Source organism: Kordiimonas gwangyangensis DSM 19435 = JCM 12864 (genome assembly GCF_000375545.1).
GTDB lineage: Bacteria > Pseudomonadota > Alphaproteobacteria > Sphingomonadales > Kordiimonadaceae > Kordiimonas > Kordiimonas gwangyangensis.
Map to the genome: position 1 here is coordinate 140,607 of NZ_AQXF01000001.1, position 25,467 is coordinate 166,073.

A 25,467-nucleotide genomic window follows, 5' to 3' on the forward strand; every position below is an offset into this window, starting at 1 on the left:
CATTTTTCGCGTAAAATGAGATAGTCTTCCACCAATAGGGGGAGACTATCCATGAAACTTGATGACCGAACAGTTGCCACGTTTGCGGAGAGCCTGCCCGACATTGGCAGCACAGACGAGCTGCTGGACCGCATGGGCGCCGAAATGGGCGACAGCTCGCGCCGAAGGCTGTTCCTGCTTGCTGCGCGCCTGCAGCAACTGATGGAAGACGTGCGCACCGCGCCACCGCTACCCTTCCTGCCCACGCAAATTACTTATGGCTTCATCCCGCTTAACGAGCGAACACAACAGGTAGTGTCAGATATCCCATCCGGTGTCGGTTCACTGGACCGTTTCACCTTCGGTATTGATGTGCGGTTTCGCACTCCGCCCGGCGTCCTGGATGAAGATTTACAGCGCGTAGTGAACGCCATCCCGATTGCAGGCTTGGCTTTCCCGGTTATCGCCAGCGCGGGCACCATCAGCCACGACGGCATGCCACCCCTGCCCGGACACCCAAGCGGTACCGGCACAGGCACCTGCTGGACCCGCGCCGACAACCCGCAAAAGCAGGGCTGGGACTATGGCATCATGACAGCGCGCCATGTGACAAGTCGGCTTGCTCAAGGCACCCCCATCCAGTTGACGCCCAGCCAACACCACGCATCGCCCGTGGCGGGATATCTGGCAGACGCAGGCGAATGCGGAATTGACGCAGCCATTATCGGGCTGGACCCCTTGGAATGGCCCAGCAACCTCGCCCGCCTTCCCATGGCCGGCCCTTATCAACATCCCCTTGCGCCGGGTGACGACCTGACCATCGATAGCAGGTATATGAGCGGTACGCCCGCCAAAGTTCTGAGCCACAACCCGCTGCCGCACTATCAAGGCGCGATGGTACCCCAACGGCTGATCATGGATGAACACGGTCAGCGCGGCGATAGTGGCGGCTTGGTTCGTGAAGCGCGAACCGGTGCAGGCGTTGGCCTGTATTGCGGCAAAATCCCGGGAGGGCAAGGCCAGCATGTGGGCGTTTGTCAGGATCTGTTTCAAGCCAGCCGGTTCCTTGAAGCCAAACTATATATCTAACTGGAAGGAGACCCTTGATGAGTGAGCAAGCAACGAGCGACGACACGCTCTCCTTTGTGCCTGCGGTCGCGGTTCAGAAGGCCCGACATGTACGCAGCGCAGAAGAAGGTGCCGAACTTCAGGCAGGCACACCCTTCCTTGACCGGGTAACCGAGAAGATCAGCGTTTCGGCGCTTGAGAGCAACCTGCAAGATGTTTCCGACAAGCTTGCGCGCGCAGTCGAGGGAATCCGCAGCAGTCCAGTTGGAAAACTGAAACTGGATACTGTTTCTGTAGGGCTATCGCTGGGCGGTGGCGGCTCAATCATGATCGCGTCTGTCGAAGCGGGCGCCAGCTTCACGCTCACCTTCAAGGTGGATGACGACTGACCCCTTGGGCACGCAATGCCTGTAAAGAAAAAGGCAGCATTCGTATGAGGAAGTCGAATGCTGCCGAAAGTGGTGGGGGTTGAGGCGTGCCGCCACCGGGCCATGGGGAAGGAACCGGACAGCAGGCACAAGGGGGCTTGTTGGAAGGAGATGCCTCTCCCCCATTCCATGCGCACGTGTGAACCACGTATCTCTGTTGTTGATCGTGTCTAGTGTTTGGTCTTCCGGCCCTGCCCAGCCCGGTCCTGCACCGTGTGGAAGAAGGACCACACGGCATCAACAGTCGGGTACGGCACTGCTTCCACACCGAACTTGGCCGGGTATTCCACACCGCCACCTGAAATCAGGTGCCCGTTGCCCTTGAGCGTGACAAGGCGCACTTCCGTATCGCCAACGCCCTGCCAAACGCTGATGTCCGCGCCGTCCATGCCGCTATCCACGAGGCTGTTTGGCCCTGCCGTGCGTTTGCCTGCAAGGTAAGCCGCACTTTCGCCCGCTGACATCACGGCACCGAGCGATAGGTCACCCAGCATCACCTTGCCGCCGCCATAAGGGTTCACCGGGTCATCGGTGCCGGTGATGAGGAGCGCGTTTACCGGGGCCTTCAGGCTGCCACACAGGCTGTCTTCTTCCTCTGGCACCTGAGCGGATAGCAGCGCGACCGCATCAGGCGCGTCCGCACCCGCTTCCGCCGCCAGCCGGTACGCCATATGGCCACCGCCAGAGAACCCAACCACATAAAGCGGCAGGTCACCGAAGCGGCCCTCAAGCTCATGCGACAGTGCGGTGAGGAAAGCCACATCATCAATGCCTTCCTGCTTGGCCGGGTTGACTGCCGGTTTGCGGCAGCCGTTCCAGCTGCCTTTATAGGCGTCGGCATAGACCACAACCCAGCCGTCCTCCCGCGCGTGGGTTTCAAGTGCGCGGGCTGTCAGCCTGCGCACCCGGTCCCCATTCCCGCGGGAGCCATGAAGGGCAAACACAATTGCGGGTGCATCCCCGAGCTTTTCCGGCACAAACAGCTGGTAGCTGCGCGCGCCTTCCGGCCTTGCGAGAGTGGCAGCCTCAAGGGCCACGTCGTCCTCGGCATATGTTACACTGACGCTGGAAATTGCAGCCATCAGCACAGCACAGAGGTGATGCAAACGCATAAAGTATCAACCTTTCCTGAAGGGGTTTGGCAAAAGGGAGGGCGTGGTTAATCTGTAGGCCCGGTATTTGTCGCCGAACTCTGCCACAAGGTCCCGTTCCTCGTAAACCAGCCCGATGAAAATATAGGCTGTAAAACCGACAACCATGGCGAACACGCTGGATGTCATGGTGGGGATGCACCACAGGCCAATCAGAAGTCCGGTCATCAGCGGGTGACGCACAAAGCGGTAGAGGAACGGCGTGCGGAACTCGCCGCCTGTCTCACGTTCCTGCCCGCGAAGGGCGGCAATGCCTTCCGCAAGGCCGGTAAAGTCAAGGTAATCCAGCTCCATCGTTGATGCCATCAGCAGCAGCCAGCCAAACACGTGCCCGGCCCACATCAGCGTGCGCAAGCCTTCGCCTTCCACATGCCAGATAACGCCCGGCAGCGGCTGCCAGAACAGCATGATGAAGATGAGAAGCGCGCTCGAGGAGAACACATAAAGGATACGCATGCCGCCCTTGGGGAAGACACGCGCGATGGCGGCCTTCACACTTTTGCGGGCCATCAGGCTGTGCTGCAGCCCAAAAAGCGCGATCAGCGCCATGTTGATGAACACAGCATAGACGATGCCGTCCAGCACATGTTCATTCGGCGTAAGGGCCACAAGCGGCAAGGCGCCGGTGACGGCTTCGTGCCAGCCCCAGTTACCCAGGAAACTGACAAAAAGGCCAAAACAGCCAATAAACAGGCCATACGCCACAAGCGAAAACAGGAAGAGCGTGAAGCCCGCAATGCGGCCCTGCCCTTCATAGGGTGTTTGAATATCGGTCATCTCAAATGTCCGTCGTTTAAGGTTGTGGCGGGTTTTTCGGGGTTGGCGGGGTTACAGAAGGTTTGCGATACGGTCTGCAACCCGGCCGGTGTTGTTGTCCACGCTGGCGGTCGGATGGGGTACGCGCGCCAGCATGGACTTGAGCTCAGCCGCCAGGCGGCCCGCGCTCAAATCCTGATAGTCAAGCCGCCGACCAAGGCCATAACGCTTGAGGCGGTGGTGCACATGCACCTGCTGTTCAAAGTGGTTCTGAAGCGGCACATAGACGAAAGGTTTGCCAAGGGCTGTCAGTTCCATGCCGGTGGTCAGCCCACCCTGCACGACAGCCATATCACACGCCGCCACATAGGATACAAAGTCCGGCAGGAAGCGGTGGATATCCACGCCGTCAACCTTGGGCAGGCTGCCCACGTCAACCCGCGGACCCGCGACGATGACAAAACGCACACCGGGCAGTGCGGCCCGCAGGTCCCGCGCGCCGTCCATCAAGCGGCGGAGGAAAGCACTGCCCGCCATGGTGCCGCCCACGGCCACAAGGCACAGTTTCTCTTGCCCGCTATAGCCCAGCTTCTGTTTCCAGAACGCGGTGTCAGCATAGGCGCCCGCATCAAAGCCGGAGACATAACCACCAAACTCGAAGTGGCCGCGCGTCCAGTCCCGCACGCTTGGTAGGCCCTTGCCCATCGGCGCATCCACAAGGTCAGCCTCGTCCCCAATATAGATAGCGGCGTCGCGCAGCTTCTTGTTGCCTTCAACAAGGGTGATCATCTCAGCGTTATAATCATTCGCGAGGCGGGCTTCGGTGGCGTCTGTCATATGCATGGGCAGCACGCCAACAAAGTCTGTCATCCAGGCCAGCTTCGCGGTCTTGAGGCTTGGGTGCTCGTGCCAGAAACGGTCCAGCTCCCACGCTTCATCGGCAATCACGAGGTCATAGGCCTCACTCTCTAGGTGACGCTGGAGGCGAAGGAAATTATTCACCAAAAGCGTGTCCATGTTCTGCAGCGCCTTGAACGCATCAAGGTCATGCTCGCCCATGTCGGCTTCAAGCCGGGCAGTCTCCGCCTCCATCGTCCGGGATAGCGGATGCACCGCCTCGCCCGCGCCTTCAAGGAAACGGATGGCCGGGTCTTGTGTCACCCAGTCGACCTCAAGGTCGCTGTGCCGGTCACGGAGCGCGGTTGCGATCGCAAGGTCGCGCCGCACGTGGCCAAGCCCGATGGCGGACGACAGATAGAGCGCACGTTTCGCACGCTTATTGCGCACTTTCCGCACAGTTTCATGGGGTATTTGCACAGGCTGCAGGATGCCGTGTTCACTCAGGAAGTCCTCCAGCATACGGTTTACTTCCACCGGGTAGCGGCTGCAGGGCACATGCCCCACCCCTTCCATGCGAACAAGCGGGACGCCGAGGATTTCTGCCACCAGCGCGCCCTTTTCAACCGGCACCACCATGTCATCCGCGCCGTGGATTACCGTCACCGGGCACGCCACCTTGCGGTAGATATCCTCCCCTTCCCGCGCTATGTCCGGCATCAGGGTGGAGACTTTGATGATCACCTCAGCGTCTGTCGCATCCGACCAGCTGACACCGTCCGTGATCAGCTTTTCGCTATGTTTGTCCGACAGCGCCTTATAGGCGAAGAACTCAGCGAAGTCCTTGAAATGGTTGCGGATATAATGAACGTTGTATTTTTCCCAGTCGTGGTATTCGTCCCGCACCGCCATCATGCTTTCGGGCGTTACGGCCGGGTTTTCGGGGCCGAAAGGGGCCGTGGGCGCCATGATAAAGGCGGCCGCTGTCATCTCCGGGTAGTAGGCCGCGAACAGCGCCGCCATATGCCCACCGCGCGACACCCCGGTCGCAACAACTTTCTCAATCCCAAGTGCATTGAGGATCGCTTTGCCGTCCTCGACCATCTCGGGCACGCTGTAGGCCTCATGCGCTTCCGGGCGGCTGGAATGCCCGCAACCGCGCGCGTCATAGGTCACCACGCGGCATCGGGTCGCGAAATAGTCCACCTGCGCGCGGTAGACGCGGCTGTCCACAATCTGGAAGCACGGCAGGAACAGAAGGGTCACATCCCCTTCGCCCATCACGCGGTAGCCAATCCGGTGCCCGTCGCGCTCAAGGAAGCGCGGCTCGGTTTTCAGCATCAAACTCATGACATTTACGCCTTTGTCTCGTAGGCCTCGATAAGCTGGCCAATTTTTTCCAAGGCGGGCCACACTGCCATGCGGTGCGCATCAAGCCCCATCAGCAGGAAGGCTTCCCCGCCGATGAAAATAGCGCCCACAAGGGTAACAATTTCTGTTGGACTGAAGGGGCCATAGCCCCCGACAAGCTCTTCGGCTTCTTCAGCCACATCGGTCAGCACCTGCTGCCAAGTGCCGATCACCTCGCGCATGTCCTCAAGGAGCTCCGGGTCAGACCAGCTTGCCGCCATCATTTCATGCAGCAGGCGCACGTAGCCGGACGCCATATCTTCCTCGAGGAATTCCACAGCTTTTTTCCAGCGCGCGGACAGTGGCCTGTCCTCCGCATACATGATGCGTTGCCGGTCAATCAGCCGGTCGTTCTCGGCTTTGAGGAGCGCGAGCACCATGCCGGACTTGGAGCCGAAGTGATAGTGGATCTGGCTAAGCGGCACGCCCGCCGCTTCCGCCACTTTACGGGTGGAGAGATTGGCAAAGCCCACCTCCAGCAGGCAGGTTTTTGCTGCCGCGAGCAGGGACGCCCGCGCGGCTTCCGCCTTTGCGCTGCGTTCTTCCGCCTTGACTGCCCCACCATTTGACTTGCCGGAAGGGAGGTGCGTAGCCCCGCCAGACATCTGCGCCCGCCCTTCCGGCAATTCCCCATTTTCAGGGGAATGCTTGGCAATACGGTGCGCGTCCTCAAGCCCAACCGGGCTTTCAGGTCCTCTCGCTTTTCTATCAAGCTCAGTCGCCACCGCATCATCCTTGTTTTTATCCGACTCATATTTTCGGTCGGTCGACCGATTTAATGTCAAAAACTGCCCATTCGGTCAAGAATAATTTATGCCTGAGCAGCCAAAAACGGCAGCAATGCTCACTTTTGCGAAAGAAATCCGATACTTAGTCTATTCAGACAATGTGTTTTTCTGGCGTGACATGGCAGGCAGGTATAGTCTGAACACTTGGCTGAAGGGCTCGAATCCATGACGAAACGTGTTGCGTCACATGCGCTTGTGCTGCCCTTCCTCATGCTCGCGGGTCTCTGGACAGCGGCAAGCGCAGCCGATCGGTGCGACGAGATTGTCGCGACCGGCCACCCTGATTATGTTCCGTTTTCCTGGAAAAGCGGCGACAGCCTTGATGGCGCGTCCGTCGATATCGCGAAACTTATTGCCCACAAGCTTGGCAAGCCCATACGTGTTGTGCATTCCGGTTCATGGAAGCGCGCGCAGGCGGCAGTCTTCACTGGCGAGGTTGACCTGCTGCTCGCCCTCTATTTCACTGAGGCGCGGGCCGAACGGCTTTACTATACCAGCCCGGTCACCAGCGAACCTGTGGTCGCCATCACCCTCACAGACACCGATCTCCACTACCGCAAGCGCGAAGACCTTGAAGGTTTCCAGGGCGGCAAGGTGATTGGTGACTCGTTCGGTGACGAGCTTGATGCCTATGCGAGCAAGTCCCTGAAGCTTCATACCGTACCGACGGTTGAACACCTGCTTAACCTACTCGACCACAAGCGCATCCAGTATGCGGTGCACGGCCTGTACCCCGTGCTGGTGACAGCCCACAAGATGGGCATGGGCGCACGGGTGCGCACACTTATCCCGCCGCTGACGCAGGAGACATCCTATATGGCCATCTCCAAACGCTCACCGTGCGTGGCACTTCTTGAGACCATCTCGGCAGAGGTGGAGAGCATGCGCGCAACGGGCGTGGTGGACAGTTTCCTCAAAAGCAATTGGGATAAATGGGCCCGCTCCGAGAATACTGGCGTGGCACCGCCGCCCCTACCCAAACTGCCGGAGGCTGAGGACGAGGGTCAGCCCGAAAAACCCTAAAACTCAAACGCTAGTTCCACACCCACGGTGCGTCCTTCGCGCCGCACTTCGCTGATGGTGCCGAAAAAGTCCCTGAGACTTGAACTGACCGAACGGTCGTCCAAAAGGTTTTCCCCGTAAAGCGCCACGCGCCAGCCGCCACCTGAGGCAATACCCAGCTTGGCCGACAGCATGTCCCGCGCGCCAATATGGCCAAAGGGCACCGTGCCACCACCCAGCAGTTGCTGCGCCTTGATGTTATCGGGCGTGATGAAATATCCGCCCGCGTGGCTGAAGCTCAGGTGCACAAAGGCGTCAAGCCTGTCCGACAGCGCAGTGCTGTAATCAAGCGCGAAGCCAGCTTCAAACTCAGGCGCTTCAAGCCGGTTGCCGGACACGTCACTGCCGCCAATGCCGCCGCTTGCGAAATCCCGGTATTGGGCGTCGAGGACCGCGCCCCATGCTCGCAGGTCAAGCCCTTCGGTGGGCGCGAGGCGCGTTTCAAGCTCCAATCCCTTGGTGCGTACCTTTGCGGCATTTGCGATCACGATAGCCGTACGCCCACCGCCCAAGTCACGGAACTGGTTGACCTGAAAGTCATCATAATCCACCCAGAAAGCCGTGGCTGAGAACCAGAGCGTGCCGCCCATGACCGCACCCTTGAGGCCAGCCTCATAACTGCGCGCGCTTTCCTTATCGAACTCAATCCCGCCGGGGAAAATGCCCGCGTTTACAAAATCAAGGTTATAGCCGCCGCTTTTGAAACCTTCGGCGTAGCGCGCGAAACCACTGATCTCGTCCGACAGCGCATAGGTTAGGCTGACGGTGGGGGAGAAATCTTCATCCGCCCGCTTCACATCCACCAGCCCGGTGGCGAGACCGAAGGCAGGCGCGGCGGAGCCGTCGATCATCCAGTCGGCGGATTTTTCATCACGGGACCAGCGCAGGCCCACGCTCGCAGTCAATTGCTCGCTTACGTCATAGTCCGCACTTGCGAACAGCCCCCACGCCGTGGTGTCAACCCGGCCCACGTTGCTGACCTTGCTGCCCGGCACCATGCCAAGGGCCATGGCATCCCCACCCGCAATGGCGTCGCGGTCCGTCAGCGCCTTCTGGTCAAGGAAGGAAGCCCCCAGCACATAGCGGAACGCATCACCCACCGGCGACGCATAGCGCAGCTCCTGTGTGAAATGGCTATAGTCTTCTTCATAATCCACGTGGAGAAGATCAGCGGGCGAATAATCGGTATCGTTTTTCATCGCGGCATCGGTGGCGCGAAGCCCGGTGAGGGAAGTGAGCGTGCCACCGTTTGCAAGCGTCCACTCAAGGTCCAGCCCCGTGCCCACGGCCTCAAGGCTTTGCGCGGGCGAAGTGTTGAACATCACCTCGCCATACGCAGGCGCGAAGCTATCGGGCGCAACACCAAAGGTGTCAGAGAGTGGGTCGCCAATCAGCGCACGCTCATTCGCCGCGCTACGGTCAAGGCTGAGGTTCGCTTCAAAGGCAGGCCCGCGGTAGCGCGCCTGCGCACGCACAGCGTTGCGGTCATGGTTGCCGAGCGTTTCGCCAGTCACCAGATTGTCCGTCAGGCCGTCCCGCTTCTGCAGGCCCGCGGAAAGGCTGACCGCCCAGCGCTCATAGAGTGGCAGCGAGACAAAACCTTGCAGCGCGAGGGTATCATGGCTGCCGTAACGTGCCCGGCCCTTCACCACCCGCTCATCCCCCGGCCGTTTGGACTTGAGGTTTATGGCCCCCGCGATGGCGTTACGGCCAAAATAGGTGCCCTGTGGTCCGCGCAGCACTTCCACCTGCTCAAGGTCCAGAAGGTTCTGGTTAAGACCATAGGACGGGCCGAGGTAAATACCGTCCAGATACAGGCTCACACGCTCATCAAAGCCGATGTTACGGCTATAGGAGCCCACGCCGCGCATGGTGATGGTGCTGTTATAGAGAAAATCGGAGAAGATGGTGAGGTTGGGTACTGCCTCCGCAAGGTCAGGCAGCGCGGTGAGGTTGCTGTCCTCAATCCAGCGTTCACCAACCACGCTTACGGAAACCGGCGTGTCGGTCAGCCGTCCGTCGCGCTTTTGGGCGCTGACGATGATTTCCTCAACGCCGCCGTCCGCGCCATAGCTGGGCGCACTTGCGAGCAAGGCTAAAAGCCCAAGCGAAAAATATGAGATACGGCGGATGCTGGCCTGATCCGTCATGCTGCCCCCTGCCATGTCGGTACCGGTGATCGTGCTTACTGAAGTGCACCGCCGGGGCGTGGTCTCACCCCGGCGGCATGCGCTATCTTATTTGTATTTATCAAACCATGCGAGGATGTTTTCAACCTTCGCGATCAGGCGGGACGGTTTGCCGGCAATGCCGTGCGGGCTTTCCGGCACGCGTACCATGATGGTGTCCACTTTCCGGAGCTTGAGCGCCTGATAGAACTGCTCAGTCTCCGAGATCGGAGTGCGGCGGTCAGCTTCACCGATGATCAGCATGGTTGGCGTGGTCACATTACCCACAAGCGAAAGCGGCGAGCGTTTCCAGTAGTGTTCCACATTGTCCCACGGCATGCCGGGAAACTGGAACGGGATCTGGCCCAGGTAGCTGTCTGCGGTCAGCACTTTCGAAATCCAGTTGATCACCGGCTTCGCCACCGCTGCCGCGCGGAAACGGTCCGTCAGGCCAATGGCATAGGCGCTGGCGATGCCACCCGCGCTGCCGCCGGTGATGTAAAGCTGGTCACCGTCCGCAATGCCTTTTTCAATCAGCGCATCGATGCCCGACATATGGTCAGCGAAGTCATATTCGCTTGAATATTTGTTCTGCAGCAGGAGCGCAAAACGCTCACCATAGGACGTGCTGCCCCGGTGGTTGTCGTAGAACACCACATAACCTTCAGCGGCAAAACGCTGCATCTCGGCCGAGAAGTGCGGGCCATAGCTCAGGTGCGGGCCGCCGTGAATTTCAAGGATGGTCGGGTATTTCTTGCCTTCCTCATAGCCCGGCGGGGTCAGGTACCAGCCCTGAATTTCCTCACCGTCGATGGAGGATTTGTAAATAACCTCATGCACCTTGCCGAGGTCCTTGTGGCCAAGCGCATCCTCATTGAGTGCGGTCAACTGGCGCGGCATGGCCTTGCCGCCGCGGGCGACATAAAGGTCGGCCGGGCGCTGGTCGCTGCCCTTGGTGAAGGCCACGGTGCCACCAGCGGCGTCATAGTCCCCGCTTGAATAGGGGCGACCAAGCGACGTGCCGCCAAGGCCCATGGCCACAGTGCGGTGCCCGCCTGAAAGCGTCACGTAGCCAACCTGGTCCACACCGCGTACGGTCATCTGGTAGTAAAGGCCCTTGCCCTTGTCGTCCCACTTCGGGGAACCAACCGAGTTATCGATATCCGCTGAGAGGTTCTTGTCGTCCGTGCCATCAAGCTTCATCACATGCAGGTAATCGTTCCGGTACGCGAGCTTCTGGTCATCCATCTTGAGGTAAGCGATCAGCTTGCCGTCAGGCGACACAGCCGGGCTGAACTCAGCGCCCGGTGCGCTCGTGATTTGGCGCATGGAACCATCGAGCGAGAAGGCATAAAGGTCGCTTTCCCGGCCTTCATATTCCCAGTTGTCGCTGCGGTTGGCAGATACGATGATTTCCTTACCGTCCGGCGTGAACGAGAGCGGGCCACGGTGGTTATAATTCCCGTCCGATATCTGGCGTGCGGTACCGCCAAGCGCTGGCACCACAAAAATATGGGTATAGGCAGGCTCAAGAATGCCGCGACCATCAGCCTGATAGCGGGCTTTCGTCACATATTTCACCGAAGGTGACCATTTGGCACCCTTGGGTGCGGACGGCATTTTCACCTTCAGCGGTTTGTCCTTCTCAGGCACGCTCATGGTAAACGCAATGGTCTCCCCGTCCGGCGACCAGGTGATGCCCGAGGGGCTTGATTGCAGGTTGGTCACCAGCGCGGTTTGCCCTGTGTCCATCCAGCGCACAAACAGCTGGGTCTTGCCTTCCTCGTTTGAAAGATACGCGAGGCGTTTGCCGTCCGGCGACCATGAGGGGCTATAATAAGCATGTGTGCCGGAGAGGAGCGGGCGGTGATCTTCCCCGTCAGATGACACGATCCAGAGGTTCGACCGCGTGCTGTCGGTCATGATATCGTTCGAGCGGCGCACGTATACGACCCACTTGCCGTCCGGCGACACGGCCGGGCTTGCGGCATATTCAAGCTCGAACACGTCCAGTGCTTCAAATTTCTTGCTGGCTGCCGCCACTGCGGGCTTGGCATCTGCCGCCGCGTCCTGCGCGGATACAGGCAGCGCAGCCATCACAGCCAAAAGCGCCACGCTCGCGCATGTTTTACCTAAATATTTCATTGTATTAACTCCCTAGCAGTCTGATCGTTCGACTGGCAGGCCCATCGCCCCTTTGGCCTGCACCCTTTGGTAAATGAAGGCGACACTGTGATATGGAACCGCTATCATGCCAAGGTAAAAACGGTAATGTGAACCATATCTGCGACAGGGAGAATGAACATGGCTTTCAAGGACCACTTCTCGCGCGACAGTGCCGCCTACCGCGACAACCGTCCGCGCTATGATGTTGAGCTTGTGGACATCCTCGCCTCCCCCCTCAAGGGGCGCGGGCTTGCCGTGGATGTGGGCTGCGGCAACGGCCAGCTTTCCACCCTGCTCGCTGAACGCTTCGACCATGTGATTGCAGCCGACGGCAGCGAAAGCCAGATCGCAGCCGCGGACAAACGGCCCAATATCGACTACCGCGTTGCCACCGCCGAAACGCTTGAGCTTGAGGACGGCAGCGCCGACCTCATCACCGTCATGCAGGCCGCACACTGGTTCGACCGCGACACGTTCTATAAGGTCGCGGACCGTGCGCTGAAACCGGGTGGTGCGCTTGCGCTTGTCGGTTACGGCCTGTCCCAAATCACGCCGGAGATTGATGCCGCGGTCTATGATTTTTATGAAGGTGTCGTGGGCCAATACTGGCCGCCCGAGCGCGTGCATATGGACACCGCCTATGCCGACTTCACCTTCCCTTATGATGAGATGACCCCCGGCAGCTATACCATGCGCATCAACTGGACCTGCGCGCAGTTCTACGGCTATCTGGACACCTGGTCCGCCGTGGGGCGCGCCACCAAGGCGCTGGGCCACAACCCGCTGCATGACTTTGCACCAAAACTGAAAGCCGTGTGGGGTGAGACTGAGGTGCGCACCGTTAATTGGCCCATGTTCATGCGCTATGGGCTGAAGCCTGCCGCATAAGGTTTTCCGTTAACCATTTTGCGCTATCCTCACATCACGGATTGAGGAAATACGGGTTTATGAGTATCCACCGCGTGCTGACATTATTGGCGGGCTTGGCCCTTTTCGCGCATATTGCCGCCCCGGCAAAAAGCGCGGATACACCCGCCCGTTTCCCGGTATTTGCGACCGACTGGGGCTTAACCCTGAAGGGGGACGGCACCGGTTTTTATAATGACCTCGCACGCTATATCCTTGAGGGTACGTCGGACGCAGGCACCTATACAATCCTGCCCTACCGCCGCGCCAAATCCGCCTTCCTGCACGCAAAGGAAGCATGCCTCTACCCCAGCAACGTCCAGCTTCTACTGGATGGTGGGGAGATCAGTGATGCTTCCGGGCTAATTGAAACCCACGCCTTCCTGCGCGTGAAAGTATTCCTGTTTGCCAAACCCGGCACGCAGCCACCCGCCACACTGAAAGATGTGAACGACAAGGCGGTGGCATACGCCATGGGCTCCCGCGTGCCCTATTTCCTGCGTCATGCCACGGCTGATTATATCGCGGTCGCCGATGAAGTCGCGAAGGCACAGATGCTGCTTTCGGGCCGGGTGGACCTGATGTCCGCCGCGATGCCCGACGCCAAATTTGTGTTCGACAAACTGGGCGCGCCGCTACCGCCGCACAATACCGACTATATGCTGAACGACACCGCCGTGCGTATCACATGCCATGACAGCGAGGCCACCCGTGCCTATGTCGCGCGGCTGAACGCACGCATTGACGGCCTGATCGCCTCCGGCGCGCTCAAGTCTTTCATGGAAAGTTATGGCCTCGACGGCGCGGTCTATACGCCGGTGGCTGAATAGCCAAGCTTACCAGCCGCCACCACCGCCGCCGCCACCACCGCCGCCCGAGAAGCCACCACCGCCCGAGAAGCCGGATGACCCGCTTGAGGATGGCGGACTTGCCGCCGCCGCAATGCTGGAATTAACGGTGCTCGCGATCGCGCCGCCGATGGCACCATAGGCAAAATGCCGCCCGATGCCATAGCCGTGCCGGTGCCTGCCATGATACCAGCCGGGCTGGTATTCATCCTGCCCCTGCCGTGTGGCGGCGGCCTTCAGCACATCATCAAACTGGTCACCCCAACGGTTTTCCACCCCAAGCGCGATAGCGTAGGGCAACAACTCCTCGAAATGCTCAGGCGTGCGTTCGGGCGGGTTATGGAAGTTCATGCGGTCCTTCTCCGCCACGCTCATATAAAGCTTCAGGCCTTCAATCTCGTCATGCACAGACTGGCCAAACGGCGTGCGCGCGGGCATCAGCACCGCAAACACAATCGCCGCGACCATGCACAGGATGACCGGCAGCACCATGAAGGGCGCAAAATAGGCATCACCCTGCATCATGGCAGCCGCAAGGATCAGCAGGAGGCCAAGCGCAAACCCCGCTGCGGTCACGATGCCTGCACGCTCTGCCCGTTCGCCTTTCTTTATTGCCGACGTACCCCACCAAGCCACAAGCCCGGTAAGGGCGAGGCCCGCAAGCCCCACCAGCAGGTATCCGCTGGACGCCACCATGGCGACAATACCGGCAAAGGCGACCGCGAAGGTTGAGACAGCAACCCCGCTGTTGCGCTGGAAATAATGTTTCTCACCGCGTTCGACCGCGAAAAAGAAGCGCTTGAGGGCCAGCGCGAATGACTTGTTATAGGCACCTCCAATGGTGAAGGCGTCGTCCCGGCCCAAGAGATGATCGGCAATCGCCTGCTCGCCTGCGGAAAGTGCGATATCACCGCGGCCCGTGCGGCGGAAGGTAACCGTATCTCCCGGGTTTTCCTCGATGATCAGATAGCCTTTTGCGGCCATGGAGACGATGGCGGCAGTGAACACCGTTTCGTCCGTGCCCATCTTCTGCACAAAACGGCACAGCGCGGGCGACATGGGTTTGCCGTCTGCGCCCTTTGGTGGGCCATATTGCGCCACAACGGGACGACCGACCGGGTCCTTGCCCACTGCCTGCCAGGCTTTGTAGCCATAGAGGAAGGTGATCAGCACGGTCAGCGCACCAACGGCCATCCAGCCGTTATCCCGCACGAGGCGCGTGGCTTTCTCAGTCGCGGTCGGGCGGGTGATGATGCCAGCCTGCCATTCCATCAACACCGTCAGGCCCGATTTGGGGCCAAGGCCACGGGTGAGCGTTACCTCAATCTCATTCGCTGCCCGGCGCACAATATCCGCATTCTGCGCACTGGAACCGTAGCCGCCTGTGTAGGCTTCTACCCGGCCCAGCACCGCGCCTTCGGGCAGGGTCACTGTTGTGCGGCCAGCGTCAATCGGGAAGGCCCAGCCATTGCCGGTCACGTTGAAATAAAGCTCGTCCGTCGCGTCAAGGAAGGTGATCTGGTGCGTGGTCTCGTACGTGATGGTGTAGGTATGTTCGCCTCGACTCACGGTACGGTTCGCATCACCAATGCGCACACGTTTGCCGTTCTGGTAATCGGATACCTGATAGGGCACCGGCCCGCCATCAAGCCACACGCCCACCACGTTAAAGCCGAACGACACCCAGTTGCCGCGCCGGTCTTTATATTCGGTCGGAAAATCGCGGAAGATGCCGCGTTTGATCTCGCGCCCCTCCACATTCACGGTGATGTCTTCGGTCACACGCAGGGTGCCGTTTGCCTTCACCTCGATATCACTATCAAAATTGGTGATGGTCTCGGCGGCTATGGCGCCCGCAGTCATGCACAACATGATTGCGAGTGTGGTCAATGTCGTCAGGAACTTCATTCCCATCCCCCGGTCGCTCTAATAGTGGTTGCGGTTGCGGTGATGCGCCCCGGCGCTAGAACTGCACCTTGGGTGCGGTCTTGACCGCGGCTTCTTCCGCTTCATCAAGCTCAAAGAATTCCGCGCGGTCAAAGCCAAACATATTGGCCACCACGTTAGACGGAAACTCCTGCACGGCCATATTGAGTTCACGCACGTTGCCGTTATAGAAGCGGCGCGATTTCTGGATATGATCCTCAAGTGCGGCAAGTTCACGCGACAGGTTGTTGAAGTTGGTGTCGGCCTTCAGCTCGGGGTACGCTTCGCTCACCGCCATTAGGCGGCCGAGCGCCTGGGTGAACATATTCTCGGACACCGCCTGCTGTTCCGGGCTGCCGGTTGAGGCGACCGCAGCAGCGCGCGCTTCAATCACGCGAGAAAGGGTCTCTTTCTCATGGCTCGCGTAGCCTTTCACGGTTTCCACAAGGTTGGGCACAAGGTCATAGCGGCGTTTCATCTGCACGCTGATGTCCGACCATGCCTCGTTCTTGCGCACCCGCAGGCCAACAAGCTTGTTGTAAACGCTGATGGCATAGAGCACGAACAGAATGACAATGCCAAGGATCACGTAAATCGCTGTCATAGGATATCCCCCACCTATGGGCCCTTTGGGGCCGTTTGGGCAGCGTGCGCCTCTACCTTTCGGAGAGTGCGAGTTTTGCTGCCAGTCCTAAAAATATGGTGCCTGCAATGCGGTTCATCAAGACTTGCGCACGCGGCGAGCCCATCAGCACACTGCCGATTTTACCCGCGAGAAGCGCAACGCTTGAGAACACAATAATGGTCACAATGAAAAATATAAGCGCGAGGGAGAGCATCTGAAGCGTGGTGTCACCCGCGCTCGCGTCAACAAACTGCGGCAAGAAAGCCAGGAAAAATATGGATACTTTCGGGTTCGTAACGTTCATGATGATGCCGCGGCGATAGTATTGCACGAGCCCGCGCACCTGTGCGTCTTTTGCTTCAATCGTATCCGGCTTGGCGCGGAACGCCCCGATGGCGAGGTAGACAAGATACGCCGCGCCAATGATCTTGAGGATGGTGAAGGCCAGTTCCGACACGGCAATCAGCGCCGCGAGGCCCAGCACCACCGCCGCAGTGTGCACAATCAGCCCGGTCGCAAGCCCAAAGGTCACCGCCACCCCGGCCTTTGGGCCCCGAATGGCGCTTTGGGTAAGCACAAAAATATTGTCCGGCCCCGGCGCAAAGGCGAGTACAACAGACGCAAGGGTGAAGGCAAGCATGGTATCGACAGTTGGCATGATGTTCCCTTCTCTCTTGCCACTACCCCAACGGAAAGTGCGCTCGCAAATGACCCGAGACCCGAGATTTCTGGTAGGCTTTCGGAACCGGGATAATGAAGTGCTCAACCTCACCTGTTTGCACAAACTTTGATCGGAGCAGGCACGCATACTCCAACATATATTGCCGATTTTCAAACCGAATGCTGCGCTCAGTTATCAAACAGCCGACGGCCGCTTTCAAGAAATCAAAACTCTCTTCATATTCTCGCAGGTTGAAATGATTTGCGCTGGCAAGCATCAGAGCCTGAACATCGGCCCTCCCGTAGCGAGGCATCAAGGCGAGAAGACGGTTGCTTGTCGCAAAGTCGCGCCTTGCACTTGCATTGACTGCACGACTAAACAAGCGGATGGATTTCCATTTATTTACACATGCTCGCCAGATGCTTTTTTGATCAGCCATTGTTCATATTTCTCTCGATAGCAGAAATAACTTCAACTTCTGACATTGGGGTCGCGAGGCGCGCCTATGAAAATATAAGCGCGCCTGATTTTTTTGCTTATTCCGCAGGAGGAGCCGACTTTGCCGGAGCCTTCTTCGTCATCTTTGAACTTGACTGGACATCACCTACCGCCCCGTTTGCAACAGCGCCGCTGCTCATGTTTTTGAAGCTTTCGGTGAGGCCATTGAAGTCGCCCGCCTTCAGGCCCACTTCTGCCATCAGGCTGTCGATCAGCGGTGCCTGCGCGCGGTATTTGAGCGCAGAGGAGACCACTTTGTCAGCGAGGTTACCGTCGCCGCCGCCGACATGAGCACCGTCAGCGCTGGCAGCCGTAATGCCGTTCAGGCCTTCAAGCTGGATGATCTTGATGTCATCAATGGCTTCCATCGGCTTCGCGCTTTCGCGGATGATGGCTTCGAGGTTTTCAATGAGCTTCAGTTTGACAGCCATGTTGATCTGCTCGTTCGAGAGCAGGTTCGCGGCTTCGTTGAGCGCCTTGTTACCGGTCGCTTCAACCGCATAGCGGATCTCCGCGGCGGCAGCGCGCAGTTTCTCTGCCTCTGCCTCGGCTTCGGCGGCGATGCGGGCCTTGTCGGCCTCACCGCGGGCTTTTTCACGCAGCGCTTCTGCGATATCGCTCGCGGCTGTTTTCTCTGCCGCAGCCGCAATCTTGATAGCTAAGGCCTCACGCTCGGCTTCCTTCGCGGCTTCGATAAGCTCAATCTGCTTCTGACGGTCGGCAACCTCGGTCGCGCGGGCCGTTGCCACCTGCTCTTCGGCTTTCACCGCGATGGCGCGGGCAGCATCGGCCTCAGCCGCGGCTTCGGACTGTTGCTTCGACTTCACGCTGATGGCGATATCGCGTTCCTGTTCGGCAAGCTCAACGGCCTTGCGGCGCTCAATATCCTGCGTTTCAACGGCACGGTTCTTGGCGATGTCCTTCTCCTGGACCAGGCGCTCTTTCTCGATCCGCTCTTCTTCAACCGCGCGCTCGGCAATGATTTTCGCCTGCTCCGCGTCCCGCTGGCGGTCTGCCTGCTGTTTGGCGATCTCGGCCGCTTGCTCCGCCCGGCGGATTTCAACTTCACGCTGCTGTTCAAGCCGCGCGTATTCTTCCTGCTTGTCGATCTCAAGCGTTTCCTTGGCCGCATGGAGGTTCTTGTTCTTGATCTGAACCGCTGTGTCCTGCTCGATATCGTTGCGGATTTTTTTGCGCTGTTCGATTTCTTCCGTGAGACGGGTCAAACCTTCAGCGTCGAACGCGTTGTTCGGGTTGAAAAATTCCATACCAGTCTGGTCAAGCCCGGTAAGCGACACGGTCTCAAGCTCAAGACCGTTCTTGAGCAGGTCTTCGGACACCGCCTGCTGCACCTTTTGCACAAATTCCACGCGCTTCTCATGCAGTTCCTCCATCGACATTTCTGCCGCGACCGAACGCAGGGCATCAACGAACTTACCTTCAACAAGGTCCTTGAGCTTCTCCGGCTGCATGGTGCGGGAGCCGAGGGTTTGCGCAGCGTTCGCGATGGCATCTGCCGTTGGCTGCACACGCACATAAAATTCTGCCACCACGTCAACCCGCATACGGTCACGGGTGATGAGCGCCTGCTCGTTGGCGCGGTGTACTGGCAAGCGCAGGGTGTTCATGTTCACCGGGATCACTTCATGAAGCACAGGGAACACAAGCGCGCCCCCGTTCATGATGACTTTCTGGCCGCCAAAGCCCGTGCGCACAAAGGAAATTTCCTTGCTGGCGCGAGTGTAAAGGCGAGCGAAGATCAGCCCGATGGTGAGGAGGCCGACAACGGCGATGCCGGCATATATTGCAATAATGGTAAGGTTTTGTGGCATGTATGCCCCCTTCTGTTATTCCCCAACGAACTGAGGAGGGTTACAATTCTGTCTTTGCTTCAGCAGGCACAGGTGTCCTGTTAGGCGTGCCTGCCCGTGTCTGACATTGCGCGGCGGCCATTCGGCCATGCCGTCAATTTTGCTTGTCATCGGTGATCGCGTAGAAGGTGCTACCAACTTGGCAAATAATGAGCACCTGCGTCCCTTGCGGGAAACTCTCATCATCATTGTCGGGCTCCACCATTACATAGTGGCTTTGCCCATATTTATCCTTAAGACGCGCCTGTGCAGGATTTCCTCGGGACGCAACACCAAGTGTTACATGGGCTGTCCTGCCAATAAAACTTGTGGCGGAAACGGCCTCAGTCTCGTCCTTGGGCATGATACGCCCGAGCACGCCAGCAAACAGGCGTATGCCGGGCAAGCACAGGAAGATGGCCAGGGGTGCCGCCACCAGGGCAGGCAACATAAAACCAGCAAGACCGGCCAGCAGTTGCTGCATCAAAAGGCCGGTGATCGCGAAGCTGGTAAGAAAGGCGATCAGCACCGCAATGACCGGTACCTCTCGGATCCGCAGCCAGGTCAGGAATTCCCCGAAGGCGCCATGGTCACCCAGTTCGCCGGTTTCCACGTCGAGGTCGACGTCCGGCATCAGGTTGTCGAGCAGACTTGAGAAGGCAAAGCCCACCAGCATGCCCACACCCTCAATTGCCGCGATCAACAGCATGATCAGAAGTGCGACCGCAAAGGGTATATTGGCGTCGGAGAACATAAAGTCGGTCATGGTAGCCCCCATGGTTCAGTGTATGTGACGGGAAAGTGGCCTGCCGGATGGAAACGGATGCACCCGGCAGGCAGCGCGACCCCCGTCTACGCGCTTTTTTCCTTCATCGCTTTCAGGCGTTTCTCGATCTCGCTCTGGCGCGCGAGGTCCTTAAGCTCTGCCATCTGTGCCGCGTCCTTCATGCCTCCACCAAGCATATCAGCGGCGTGGCCCGATGCGCGGTCAAACGCAGCTGCTGCACGGTCAACTGACTTGTTGATCTCATGGCTGGCAGACGGATTGCCAGCCGCGTCAATCACCGAATTCTCCGGCATTTCGGCGATGCGGGCGCGGTAGGCTTTCAGTTCTTCCAGCATCTCTGCGCGTTTGCCCTTGAGGGCATCAACATAGCCTTCCAGCTCCTTCTCACGCTCGGCCGCGTCAGCGATAGTCTGTTCCAGCACGGGCACCTGGGCTTCAAGGTCCATCTGACGACTGATCGCCGCCGATGCGAGATCGTCCCGGCCTTTTGAAACCGCAACCTCGATCTGCTCCAAAAGTTCTTCGTGCTTGCCGCTGTTGTCGGCGAGTTTCTTGGATGCAAGGTGCCGTTCCGCCGTCGCCTTGCCCATCTCGGCACGCACTTCAGCAATCGCGCCTTCCACTTCACGGATAGCTTGTTCCATCACCATTTCCGGTGACATGTTCTCAACAGCGTCGAGCGCTGCGTTGACACTGCCTGCAATCAGGCGGCTGACACGTGATGCTATGTTGCTCATGATACTACTCCCCAGTTGAAGGGTTGGCTTTGATGATGTCGAGAAGCTCCATAAGAGGCTCCGTCGTTTTACGCATGATACTGGGATCAAGGCACGGCGCTTCGCGGGTCACGCTCAAGCGCGCAAACTGGTCCAGAAGGTCCCTGATCCGGGTCGCGACCGAGGTTTCAAGATCGCGCAGGCTTTCAAAAACTGGTGGGTCGCCGTCAACATCCGCGGCTTCAAGCTCAGCAAGAATGCGAGGCAGAGCGACAATGAGCGACCTTAGAAGTGCGGAGCGTTTGCCCTGTTCCTGTTCAAGGTAGTCAAGCGCCTGCTTGAGTGGTGCGAGCGTGTCTTCCGTCTGCTCAACCACGCCCTCGAAGGTTTCTCCCCGCTCGGCTTCGATGCGGGCCTGGCTCACCAGATGCCGCACCTTTTCGCTCATCGTTACCGCGTCACCTGCTTTGAGGGACGCGATATAGGCCGCATCCTCTCGCGACAAGCGTACGCTTAACGGTACCGACTTCGCCCCCATGGCGTATCCCCCTTTTGTTTTGGCCGAATCACCATCAGACATTCGCCTAATGAGTGAAATAAACTAACCTATGCTAGATGTATGCATTTGCATACATCATTTCAAGGGCAAGAATCCGAATTTTGCAGAAGGCAATTCAGCGCATCCGCCAGAAGGCGCATTCACCCTGGCAAAAGGCATCTCCACGATGGGTCAGAGGATTGGCAAAGGAATCAGGCTTCTTCGTCCCGGGTGCGCGGTGTGCTGTCGGTGAAGGCCCAGCGCAGGAAGCTGCCGATAATAAGGAAAAGGCACAGACCGAACATGCCGCCCGCCACCGAGAGATAAATTCCGCTGCCGATAAACAGCACCGCGACGACAAGCTTGAGGAAAGCGTCGCAGCTCCAGTCCAGCCATTTAAACAAATGTTCAGTCATAGTGTTCCCCGTCCCGCAGGCGAATATAGCGCGTGGTTGCCAAAAAAAAAGCCCCACGGTGGGGACCGTGGGGCAGAGGGGCGCACCGTATAAGGGGAGAAACGGTGCTTAGGGTAGAAAGAACCGGCTAAAGGTTCAGGGGCAAAAACTGTGTAAGCAATGGAATAACAAATACTTCTGACCGCGGAATATGGCGGTGGGCTGCGAGGGGCGGGCCGATGTCAGCCAAACCCGCACCCCGCAGAATTTTTTAGCGCGCGAGCGCGCCCTGTGCCTGGCGCCAGCCAGCAACAATCACGGTTTCGCCGGTCATATCGAAAATGTCCGCGTCGAGATCTAGAAGCGTGGATGCACTGGTGCCGACTTGCGGAAATTCCACCGTATAGACACGTTTCCGTAGCTTGTTCACACCAATGATCGCACCTGTCGCGCCCTTTTTAAGGCCGAACTGCATCTCATCGCGTGGCAACATAACATCATGAAACTTTTGCATTTTTCCAAACTCCTTATGCGGCCTTGTAGAAGCGCCGCTTGGGTGAATACGACAGCACATCCCTTTCCCCATGCTTGAACAGCATGAAGAGGTCGGCATCACCGTCGAAACCGTAAAAATCAGGGTCGATATGAAGCTGAAACCCGCCAGTGAAGGTGAGGAGGAAGCAATCATCCGCTTCCGCATACTCAACCGCCATCAAGGTTTCCCCCTCGAGTTTCGAGAGGATATGGGTCGCCCGGGCGTTGTCGCTTTCACGCCGCCAAAGGAGGCGCGCGTCGTCGAGGTAAAGATCCCAGTCGCAGCTATAAACCCACAGGTGCCATTCCCATTGCGGTTCACCCGTGACCGCGTCATCTGCGCAGGATTGCCCGAGATCGAGCGTGATAAAGCCGCCAAAGCCCCGCCGCGCACGGGCCACCTTCAGCGGCAATGCCTCTCGGAAACTAGCGAACCTTTCATCGCCGGTCTCTCCCGGCCGTATATTAACAAGTGCTGACATCGTCTTGTCCTTCGTTTTCAACTGTGCCCGGTCATCTCGGGCGGTGATGCGCCAATCCTAGCGCGGGTATTTTGCAACTTTGTGAGCCGTAGCCTGTTCCCCCGGGGGTGACGGGCTTTTCGCCCTGTCTGCCCCGGGGGAACCGTCCGGGGGGTCCAACTCGTCCTCGCTTTTCTCACTCGAAACTTGTCGTACTCGGGTCTGTCTTTTTTCTGGCCCAGGCTTTTATCTGGGCCTAAACGAAAAACCCCTCCGGAGCGCTTGCTTCGGAGGGGTTCCCTGAACCTTTATTCTCTTTTGGCCTTACTTATCGGCTCTAGAGTTTCCCTCCCTCTGGCATGGCAAGCATCTGACGGACGCGAATAAACTTCGCGCCTTTCACGGATGCTGTTGCAATATTCCAAAGGGTATACATCGGTCTCAAATCCTGCGTTCGCCCACTACGGGCTTCGTCACTGTTTTCCGAAATACGGGAGGGTCGCGCAACTGTCAACAAGAAATCTGCACGGAATGGTAATTTAATTTCAAGTTCAGGAAATAAAAAGTTAATTCAGACTGAAGGGCGCGCGCCAAATTGGCAACTTGGGCTGTCGGCGACACAAATTTTGTGTATGATTGTGCACGAAGTGGCGCGGAGATTCACCCATGAGACACCAGCGTCTGAGCAACCTGATCCTGAGTGCGGCGGTCCTCGCTTTCGCCGTCCTGCCCGCACACGCGGATGGGCCGATCACCGAGCCAACCCATATTTTCGCGACCGACTGGGGCCTTACCCTAAAGGGTGACGGCACAGGGTTTTACAACGACCTCGCACAACTTATCTTCTCGCCCGATATTGGGCCGATCGACTATGAAATCCTGCCCTACCGGCGCGCCAAACGGCACTTTTTCGAGGAGGCAGGCGCCTGCTTCTATCCAAGCTCAATGGAGTATCTGACCACCACAGGCGATATGGTGAACGCGCCGGACTTCATCGAGAGCGGCAGCATGCTCAATAACCGTATCCACTTGTTCGCGGCCCCCGGCAAACCTGCGCCGCGCACCAAGGAAGATGTGAACGGCAAACGGGTGGCCTATGCCATGGGGTCTAAAATCCCCTATGCTTTACAAGGCACTACGGCGCTTTTCATTGCCGTGGCTGATGAAGTAGACAAGGCGGAAATGCTGCTGACAGGCCGGGTGGATATCATCTCCGCCGCGATGCCGGATGTGAAATTTGTGTTCGACAGCCTGGGCGCAGAGATTGCGCCCTATGACCCGGATTTTGTCATCGCGGGATCAGGCATTGGCATCGTGTGCCACAACACGCCGGAGAATGCGCTTTTCCTCACCCAGCTTGACCGCCGCAAGGTCATGCTGCAGCAAACCGGTAAGCTCAAAAGATTCCTTGAGGAACGCGGTCTGTCGGCGATGGAGTATATTACCGAGGACTAGGCGCTCAGGCACTGATTTTAACCGTCCTGCCCCTCATCGGCCTGCCAAAATTTGACCGTAACCTCAGTGCCTGCGCGCCTGAGCGATGCATAGAGGCGGGAAATGAGCGCCCCGTGGCAGCGGTAAGCCAGCATGGGTGGGATCGGCGCCATGTCCGGTCCGGCTTTCTTGAAATCCACCGGGTTCTTGAAGCGGATGAGCGTGACATCGGCCCGGCCCTCAGCCTTGGCGGCGGCGCGGGTAAGGCGGCTTTCCACCTCCCGCTCGATATCGCGCATCAGGCCTGCGACGCCGTCCGGGATGTCATCTTGGCCTACCATCCAGGTCTTGAGCGTGGCTTCCGGCACAAGCGTCAGCATGGACACATCCTTGGGCGTGAGATGCAGTCCCTCCATGAGAGTGATGAATTCTGCTGGCCTCATATAGCTTTACCTCCCTTCCGGCGGCACGGCTTCGGCACGCAGGCGCGGCCGCCGCTTACCCAAACGTCCGTCAATCAGCATAAGCCCAAACGCGATCAGTAGCAGTCCAATTCCGTGCGCTGGCTCAAAAACTTCGCCAAGGAAACTGACCCCAAGCGATGTGGCAACAACGGGGATCAGAAGTGTGACGAGCGACGCGTTGGTGGCACCGGCCTCCGCAATCAGACGAAAATACAGGAGATAAGCAAAGGCGGTCGAAAGCGTGGCGAGCGATACAAGCGCCGCAATCACATGCCAGGACGGCACCGGCAGCAGATAGGCCTTGTCATAGATGAGGGTGACCGGCAGCAGGATAATCGCCGCAGTGCCAGCTTGCCCCAGCGCCATCTGCACCGGCTTTATGCCAAGGCGCACAAAACGCCGCCCGATGACAACGGCAATGGAATAGCTGAACGCCGCACCAAGGATCGCCACCTGCCCCGCAACACCAGACAACATGCCTTCAAGGGCATAGGGGCCAACAATGAACACAACGCCGGAGAAACCAACCAGCACACCCGCAAGTCGGTTGAGGCTAAGCCGTTCGCCGCTCACGAAAAAATGCGCCATGAACACGGTGAAAAGCGGCATGGTGGCATTGAGGATGGAGGCAAGGCTTGAGGTAATATGGGTTTGGCCCCACACAATCAGCGTGGCGGGGATGATGTTATTGAAAATCGCCATCAGTACAAAGGCTAGCAAAACCAATGCTTTATCGGACCTCCCTTTGAAGGGCGGCGCGATGCCTGCAACGCGCAGGTAGCCATAAAGCACAAGGGCGGCGAGCCCGACACGGATGTTTACAATGGTTACGGGCGGCAGTTCAGTAACCGCAATTTCAATGGCAAAAAAGGACGCGCCCCAAAGCACGGCCAGGAAACCGAGCATTGACCATTCCTTCAGGCCCATCTGCACGGGGGCGGGCGTATCAGCCGTCATATTTTCATCCTCTGCCGTCGCATAAGCGTTTGATTTATGGTATTATTACAGCGT

General features: G+C 58.5%; 25 protein-coding genes. 6 read left to right on the forward strand and 19 right to left on the reverse strand.

The annotated features are described in order from the left end of the window. The first annotated feature begins 51 nt into the window (after positions 1 to 51). Positions 52 to 1,068: a hypothetical protein gene (locus tag B150_RS0100585; protein ID WP_020397926.1), complete on the forward strand. Its 1,017-nt coding sequence runs from the start codon at positions 52 to 54 to the stop codon at positions 1,066 to 1,068. 17 nt (positions 1,069 to 1,085) lie between these two features. Next, positions 1,086 to 1,436, forward strand: a complete 351-nt coding sequence (locus tag B150_RS0100590) for a Pepco domain-containing protein (RefSeq protein ID WP_020397927.1) — start codon at positions 1,086 to 1,088, stop codon at positions 1,434 to 1,436. Between the two features lie 209 nt (positions 1,437 to 1,645). Here the strand turns inward: B150_RS0100590 and B150_RS19050 are convergent, their stop codons facing one another. Genes B150_RS19050 through B150_RS0100615 form a run of 4 tightly spaced genes read right to left on the reverse strand, consistent with a single transcriptional unit; the run spans position 1,646 to position 6,354 of the window. Further along, positions 1,646 to 2,587: a CE1 family esterase gene (locus B150_RS19050; protein ID WP_020397928.1), complete on the reverse strand. Its 942-nt coding sequence runs from the start codon at positions 2,585 to 2,587 to the stop codon at positions 1,646 to 1,648. Between the two features lie 6 nt (positions 2,588 to 2,593). Next, positions 2,594 to 3,403: a methyltransferase family protein gene (locus tag B150_RS19055; RefSeq protein ID WP_020397929.1), complete on the reverse strand. Its 810-nt coding sequence runs from the start codon at positions 3,401 to 3,403 to the stop codon at positions 2,594 to 2,596. Positions 3,404 to 3,454: 51 nt separating this feature from the next. Further along, positions 3,455 to 5,569, reverse strand: a complete 2,115-nt coding sequence (locus tag B150_RS19060; RefSeq protein WP_020397930.1) for an alpha/beta hydrolase — start codon at positions 5,567 to 5,569, stop codon at positions 3,455 to 3,457. A 5-nt stretch (positions 5,570 to 5,574) separates the two neighbouring features. Further along, positions 5,575 to 6,354 (reverse strand): TetR/AcrR family transcriptional regulator, encoded by a 780-nt coding sequence (locus B150_RS0100615; protein ID WP_020397931.1) that lies wholly within the window; start codon positions 6,352 to 6,354, stop codon positions 5,575 to 5,577. A gap of 228 nt (positions 6,355 to 6,582) precedes the next feature. On the opposite strand from B150_RS0100615, the gene B150_RS0100620 reads away from it, so the two are divergent. After that, complete coding sequence (locus B150_RS0100620) at positions 6,583 to 7,440, forward strand: substrate-binding periplasmic protein (protein ID WP_155859892.1); 858 nt, start codon at positions 6,583 to 6,585, stop codon at positions 7,438 to 7,440. Here B150_RS0100620 and B150_RS19065 read toward each other — a convergent pair. Further along, positions 7,437 to 9,629, reverse strand: a complete 2,193-nt coding sequence (locus B150_RS19065) for a TonB-dependent receptor (RefSeq protein ID WP_020397933.1) — start codon at positions 9,627 to 9,629, stop codon at positions 7,437 to 7,439. The genes B150_RS0100620 and B150_RS19065 overlap by 4 nt on opposite strands. An 87-nt stretch (positions 9,630 to 9,716) precedes the next feature. Beyond that, on the reverse strand, positions 9,717 to 11,792 hold the full coding sequence (locus B150_RS0100630; protein WP_020397934.1) for an alpha/beta hydrolase family protein: 2,076 nt from the start codon (positions 11,790 to 11,792) through the stop codon (positions 9,717 to 9,719). Positions 11,793 to 11,951: 159 nt separating this feature from the next. On the opposite strand from B150_RS0100630, the gene B150_RS0100635 reads away from it, so the two are divergent. Both B150_RS0100635 and B150_RS0100640 read left to right on the forward strand, forming a co-directional pair. Beyond that, positions 11,952 to 12,701, forward strand: coding sequence for a class I SAM-dependent methyltransferase (locus tag B150_RS0100635; RefSeq protein ID WP_020397935.1), 750 nt, complete (start codon positions 11,952 to 11,954; stop codon positions 12,699 to 12,701). Positions 12,702 to 12,760: 59 nt separating this feature from the next. Further along, entirely contained in the window at positions 12,761 to 13,549 is a 789-nt protein-coding gene (locus B150_RS0100640) for a hypothetical protein (protein ID WP_020397936.1), read from the forward strand. Between the two features lie 6 nt (positions 13,550 to 13,555). On the opposite strand, the gene B150_RS0100645 is transcribed toward B150_RS0100640, so the two are convergent. From B150_RS0100645 to B150_RS0100695, 11 genes are all read right to left on the reverse strand, one after another. Continuing rightward, complete coding sequence (locus tag B150_RS0100645; protein ID WP_020397937.1) at positions 13,556 to 15,475, reverse strand: DUF2207 domain-containing protein; 1,920 nt, start codon at positions 15,473 to 15,475, stop codon at positions 13,556 to 13,558. 55 nt (positions 15,476 to 15,530) lie between these two features. Continuing rightward, positions 15,531 to 16,097 (reverse strand): LemA family protein, encoded by a 567-nt coding sequence (locus tag B150_RS0100650; protein WP_020397938.1) that lies wholly within the window; start codon positions 16,095 to 16,097, stop codon positions 15,531 to 15,533. Between the two features lie 52 nt (positions 16,098 to 16,149). Next, positions 16,150 to 16,776, reverse strand: a complete 627-nt coding sequence (locus tag B150_RS0100655; protein WP_020397939.1) for a LysE family translocator — start codon at positions 16,774 to 16,776, stop codon at positions 16,150 to 16,152. Between the two features lie 22 nt (positions 16,777 to 16,798). Then, entirely contained in the window at positions 16,799 to 17,218 is a 420-nt protein-coding gene (locus B150_RS0100660; protein ID WP_155859893.1) for a hypothetical protein, read from the reverse strand. Positions 17,219 to 17,315: 97 nt separating this feature from the next. Then, complete coding sequence (locus B150_RS0100665; protein ID WP_020397941.1) at positions 17,316 to 19,109, reverse strand: flotillin family protein; 1,794 nt, start codon at positions 19,107 to 19,109, stop codon at positions 17,316 to 17,318. Between the two features lie 133 nt (positions 19,110 to 19,242). After that, positions 19,243 to 19,893: a YqiJ family protein gene (locus tag B150_RS0100670; protein WP_020397942.1), complete on the reverse strand. Its 651-nt coding sequence runs from the start codon at positions 19,891 to 19,893 to the stop codon at positions 19,243 to 19,245. Positions 19,894 to 19,979: 86 nt separating this feature from the next. Continuing rightward, positions 19,980 to 20,651, reverse strand: coding sequence for a PspA/IM30 family protein (locus B150_RS0100675; protein WP_020397943.1), 672 nt, complete (start codon positions 20,649 to 20,651; stop codon positions 19,980 to 19,982). Between the two features lie 4 nt (positions 20,652 to 20,655). Further along, positions 20,656 to 21,168, reverse strand: a complete 513-nt coding sequence (locus B150_RS0100680; RefSeq protein ID WP_020397944.1) for a hypothetical protein — start codon at positions 21,166 to 21,168, stop codon at positions 20,656 to 20,658. A 212-nt stretch (positions 21,169 to 21,380) separates the two neighbouring features. Further along, the gene (locus B150_RS0100685) at positions 21,381 to 21,584 is read right to left on the reverse strand and encodes a hypothetical protein (RefSeq protein ID WP_020397945.1); all 204 of its coding nucleotides are present in this window, start codon (positions 21,582 to 21,584) and stop codon (positions 21,381 to 21,383) included. Positions 21,585 to 21,834: 250 nt separating this feature from the next. Next, the gene (locus B150_RS0100690; RefSeq protein WP_020397946.1) at positions 21,835 to 22,077 is read right to left on the reverse strand and encodes a hypothetical protein; all 243 of its coding nucleotides are present in this window, start codon (positions 22,075 to 22,077) and stop codon (positions 21,835 to 21,837) included. 13 nt (positions 22,078 to 22,090) lie between these two features. Then, positions 22,091 to 22,579, reverse strand: coding sequence for a hypothetical protein (locus tag B150_RS0100695; RefSeq protein WP_155859894.1), 489 nt, complete (start codon positions 22,577 to 22,579; stop codon positions 22,091 to 22,093). 645 nt (positions 22,580 to 23,224) lie between these two features. Between B150_RS0100695 and B150_RS0100700 the strand changes: the two genes are divergently transcribed. Then, entirely contained in the window at positions 23,225 to 24,013 is a 789-nt protein-coding gene (locus B150_RS0100700; RefSeq protein WP_020397948.1) for a hypothetical protein, read from the forward strand. Positions 24,014 to 24,030: 17 nt separating this feature from the next. Here B150_RS0100700 and B150_RS0100705 read toward each other — a convergent pair whose 3' ends face one another. Together B150_RS0100705 and B150_RS0100710 are read right to left on the reverse strand one after the other, a co-directional pair. Next, complete coding sequence (locus tag B150_RS0100705; RefSeq protein WP_020397949.1) at positions 24,031 to 24,435, reverse strand: hypothetical protein; 405 nt, start codon at positions 24,433 to 24,435, stop codon at positions 24,031 to 24,033. Between the two features lie 6 nt (positions 24,436 to 24,441). Beyond that, positions 24,442 to 25,413 (reverse strand): DMT family transporter, encoded by a 972-nt coding sequence (locus B150_RS0100710; RefSeq protein WP_020397950.1) that lies wholly within the window; start codon positions 25,411 to 25,413, stop codon positions 24,442 to 24,444. Positions 25,414 to 25,467 lie beyond the last annotated feature (54 nt).

Coding starts and splice junctions, on each gene's coding strand:
- B150_RS19060 (WP_020397930.1), bottom strand. CDS start 5,569: ATGAGTTTGATGCTGAAAACCGAGCCGCGCTTCCTTGAGCGCGACGGG.
- B150_RS0100685 (WP_020397945.1), bottom strand. CDS start 21,584: ATGACTGAACATTTGTTTAAATGGCTGGACTGGAGCTGCGACGCTTTC.
- B150_RS0100655 (WP_020397939.1), bottom strand. CDS start 16,776: ATGCCAACTGTCGATACCATGCTTGCCTTCACCCTTGCGTCTGTTGTA.
- B150_RS0100705 (WP_020397949.1), bottom strand. CDS start 24,435: ATGAGGCCAGCAGAATTCATCACTCTCATGGAGGGACTGCATCTCACG.
- B150_RS0100590 (WP_020397927.1), top strand. CDS start 1,086: ATGAGTGAGCAAGCAACGAGCGACGACACGCTCTCCTTTGTGCCTGCG.
- B150_RS0100690 (WP_020397946.1), bottom strand. CDS start 22,077: ATGCAAAAGTTTCATGATGTTATGTTGCCACGCGATGAGATGCAGTTC.
- B150_RS0100710 (WP_020397950.1), bottom strand. CDS start 25,413: ATGACGGCTGATACGCCCGCCCCCGTGCAGATGGGCCTGAAGGAATGG.
- B150_RS19055 (WP_020397929.1), bottom strand. CDS start 3,403: ATGACCGATATTCAAACACCCTATGAAGGGCAGGGCCGCATTGCGGGC.
- B150_RS19050 (WP_020397928.1), bottom strand. CDS start 2,587: ATGCGTTTGCATCACCTCTGTGCTGTGCTGATGGCTGCAATTTCCAGC.
- B150_RS19065 (WP_020397933.1), bottom strand. CDS start 9,629: ATGACGGATCAGGCCAGCATCCGCCGTATCTCATATTTTTCGCTTGGG.
- B150_RS0100620 (WP_155859892.1), top strand. CDS start 6,583: ATGACGAAACGTGTTGCGTCACATGCGCTTGTGCTGCCCTTCCTCATG.
- B150_RS0100630 (WP_020397934.1), bottom strand. CDS start 11,792: ATGAAATATTTAGGTAAAACATGCGCGAGCGTGGCGCTTTTGGCTGTG.
- B150_RS0100670 (WP_020397942.1), bottom strand. CDS start 19,893: ATGACCGACTTTATGTTCTCCGACGCCAATATACCCTTTGCGGTCGCA.
- B150_RS0100640 (WP_020397936.1), top strand. CDS start 12,761: ATGAGTATCCACCGCGTGCTGACATTATTGGCGGGCTTGGCCCTTTTC.
- B150_RS0100585 (WP_020397926.1), top strand. CDS start 52: ATGAAACTTGATGACCGAACAGTTGCCACGTTTGCGGAGAGCCTGCCC.
- B150_RS0100675 (WP_020397943.1), bottom strand. CDS start 20,651: ATGAGCAACATAGCATCACGTGTCAGCCGCCTGATTGCAGGCAGTGTC.
- B150_RS0100650 (WP_020397938.1), bottom strand. CDS start 16,097: ATGACAGCGATTTACGTGATCCTTGGCATTGTCATTCTGTTCGTGCTC.
- B150_RS0100680 (WP_020397944.1), bottom strand. CDS start 21,168: ATGGGGGCGAAGTCGGTACCGTTAAGCGTACGCTTGTCGCGAGAGGAT.
- B150_RS0100660 (WP_155859893.1), bottom strand. CDS start 17,218: ATGGCTGATCAAAAAAGCATCTGGCGAGCATGTGTAAATAAATGGAAA.
- B150_RS0100700 (WP_020397948.1), top strand. CDS start 23,225: ATGAGACACCAGCGTCTGAGCAACCTGATCCTGAGTGCGGCGGTCCTC.
- B150_RS0100695 (WP_155859894.1), bottom strand. CDS start 22,579: ATGTCAGCACTTGTTAATATACGGCCGGGAGAGACCGGCGATGAAAGG.
- B150_RS0100665 (WP_020397941.1), bottom strand. CDS start 19,109: ATGCCACAAAACCTTACCATTATTGCAATATATGCCGGCATCGCCGTT.
- B150_RS0100645 (WP_020397937.1), bottom strand. CDS start 15,475: ATGAAGTTCCTGACGACATTGACCACACTCGCAATCATGTTGTGCATG.
- B150_RS0100635 (WP_020397935.1), top strand. CDS start 11,952: ATGGCTTTCAAGGACCACTTCTCGCGCGACAGTGCCGCCTACCGCGAC.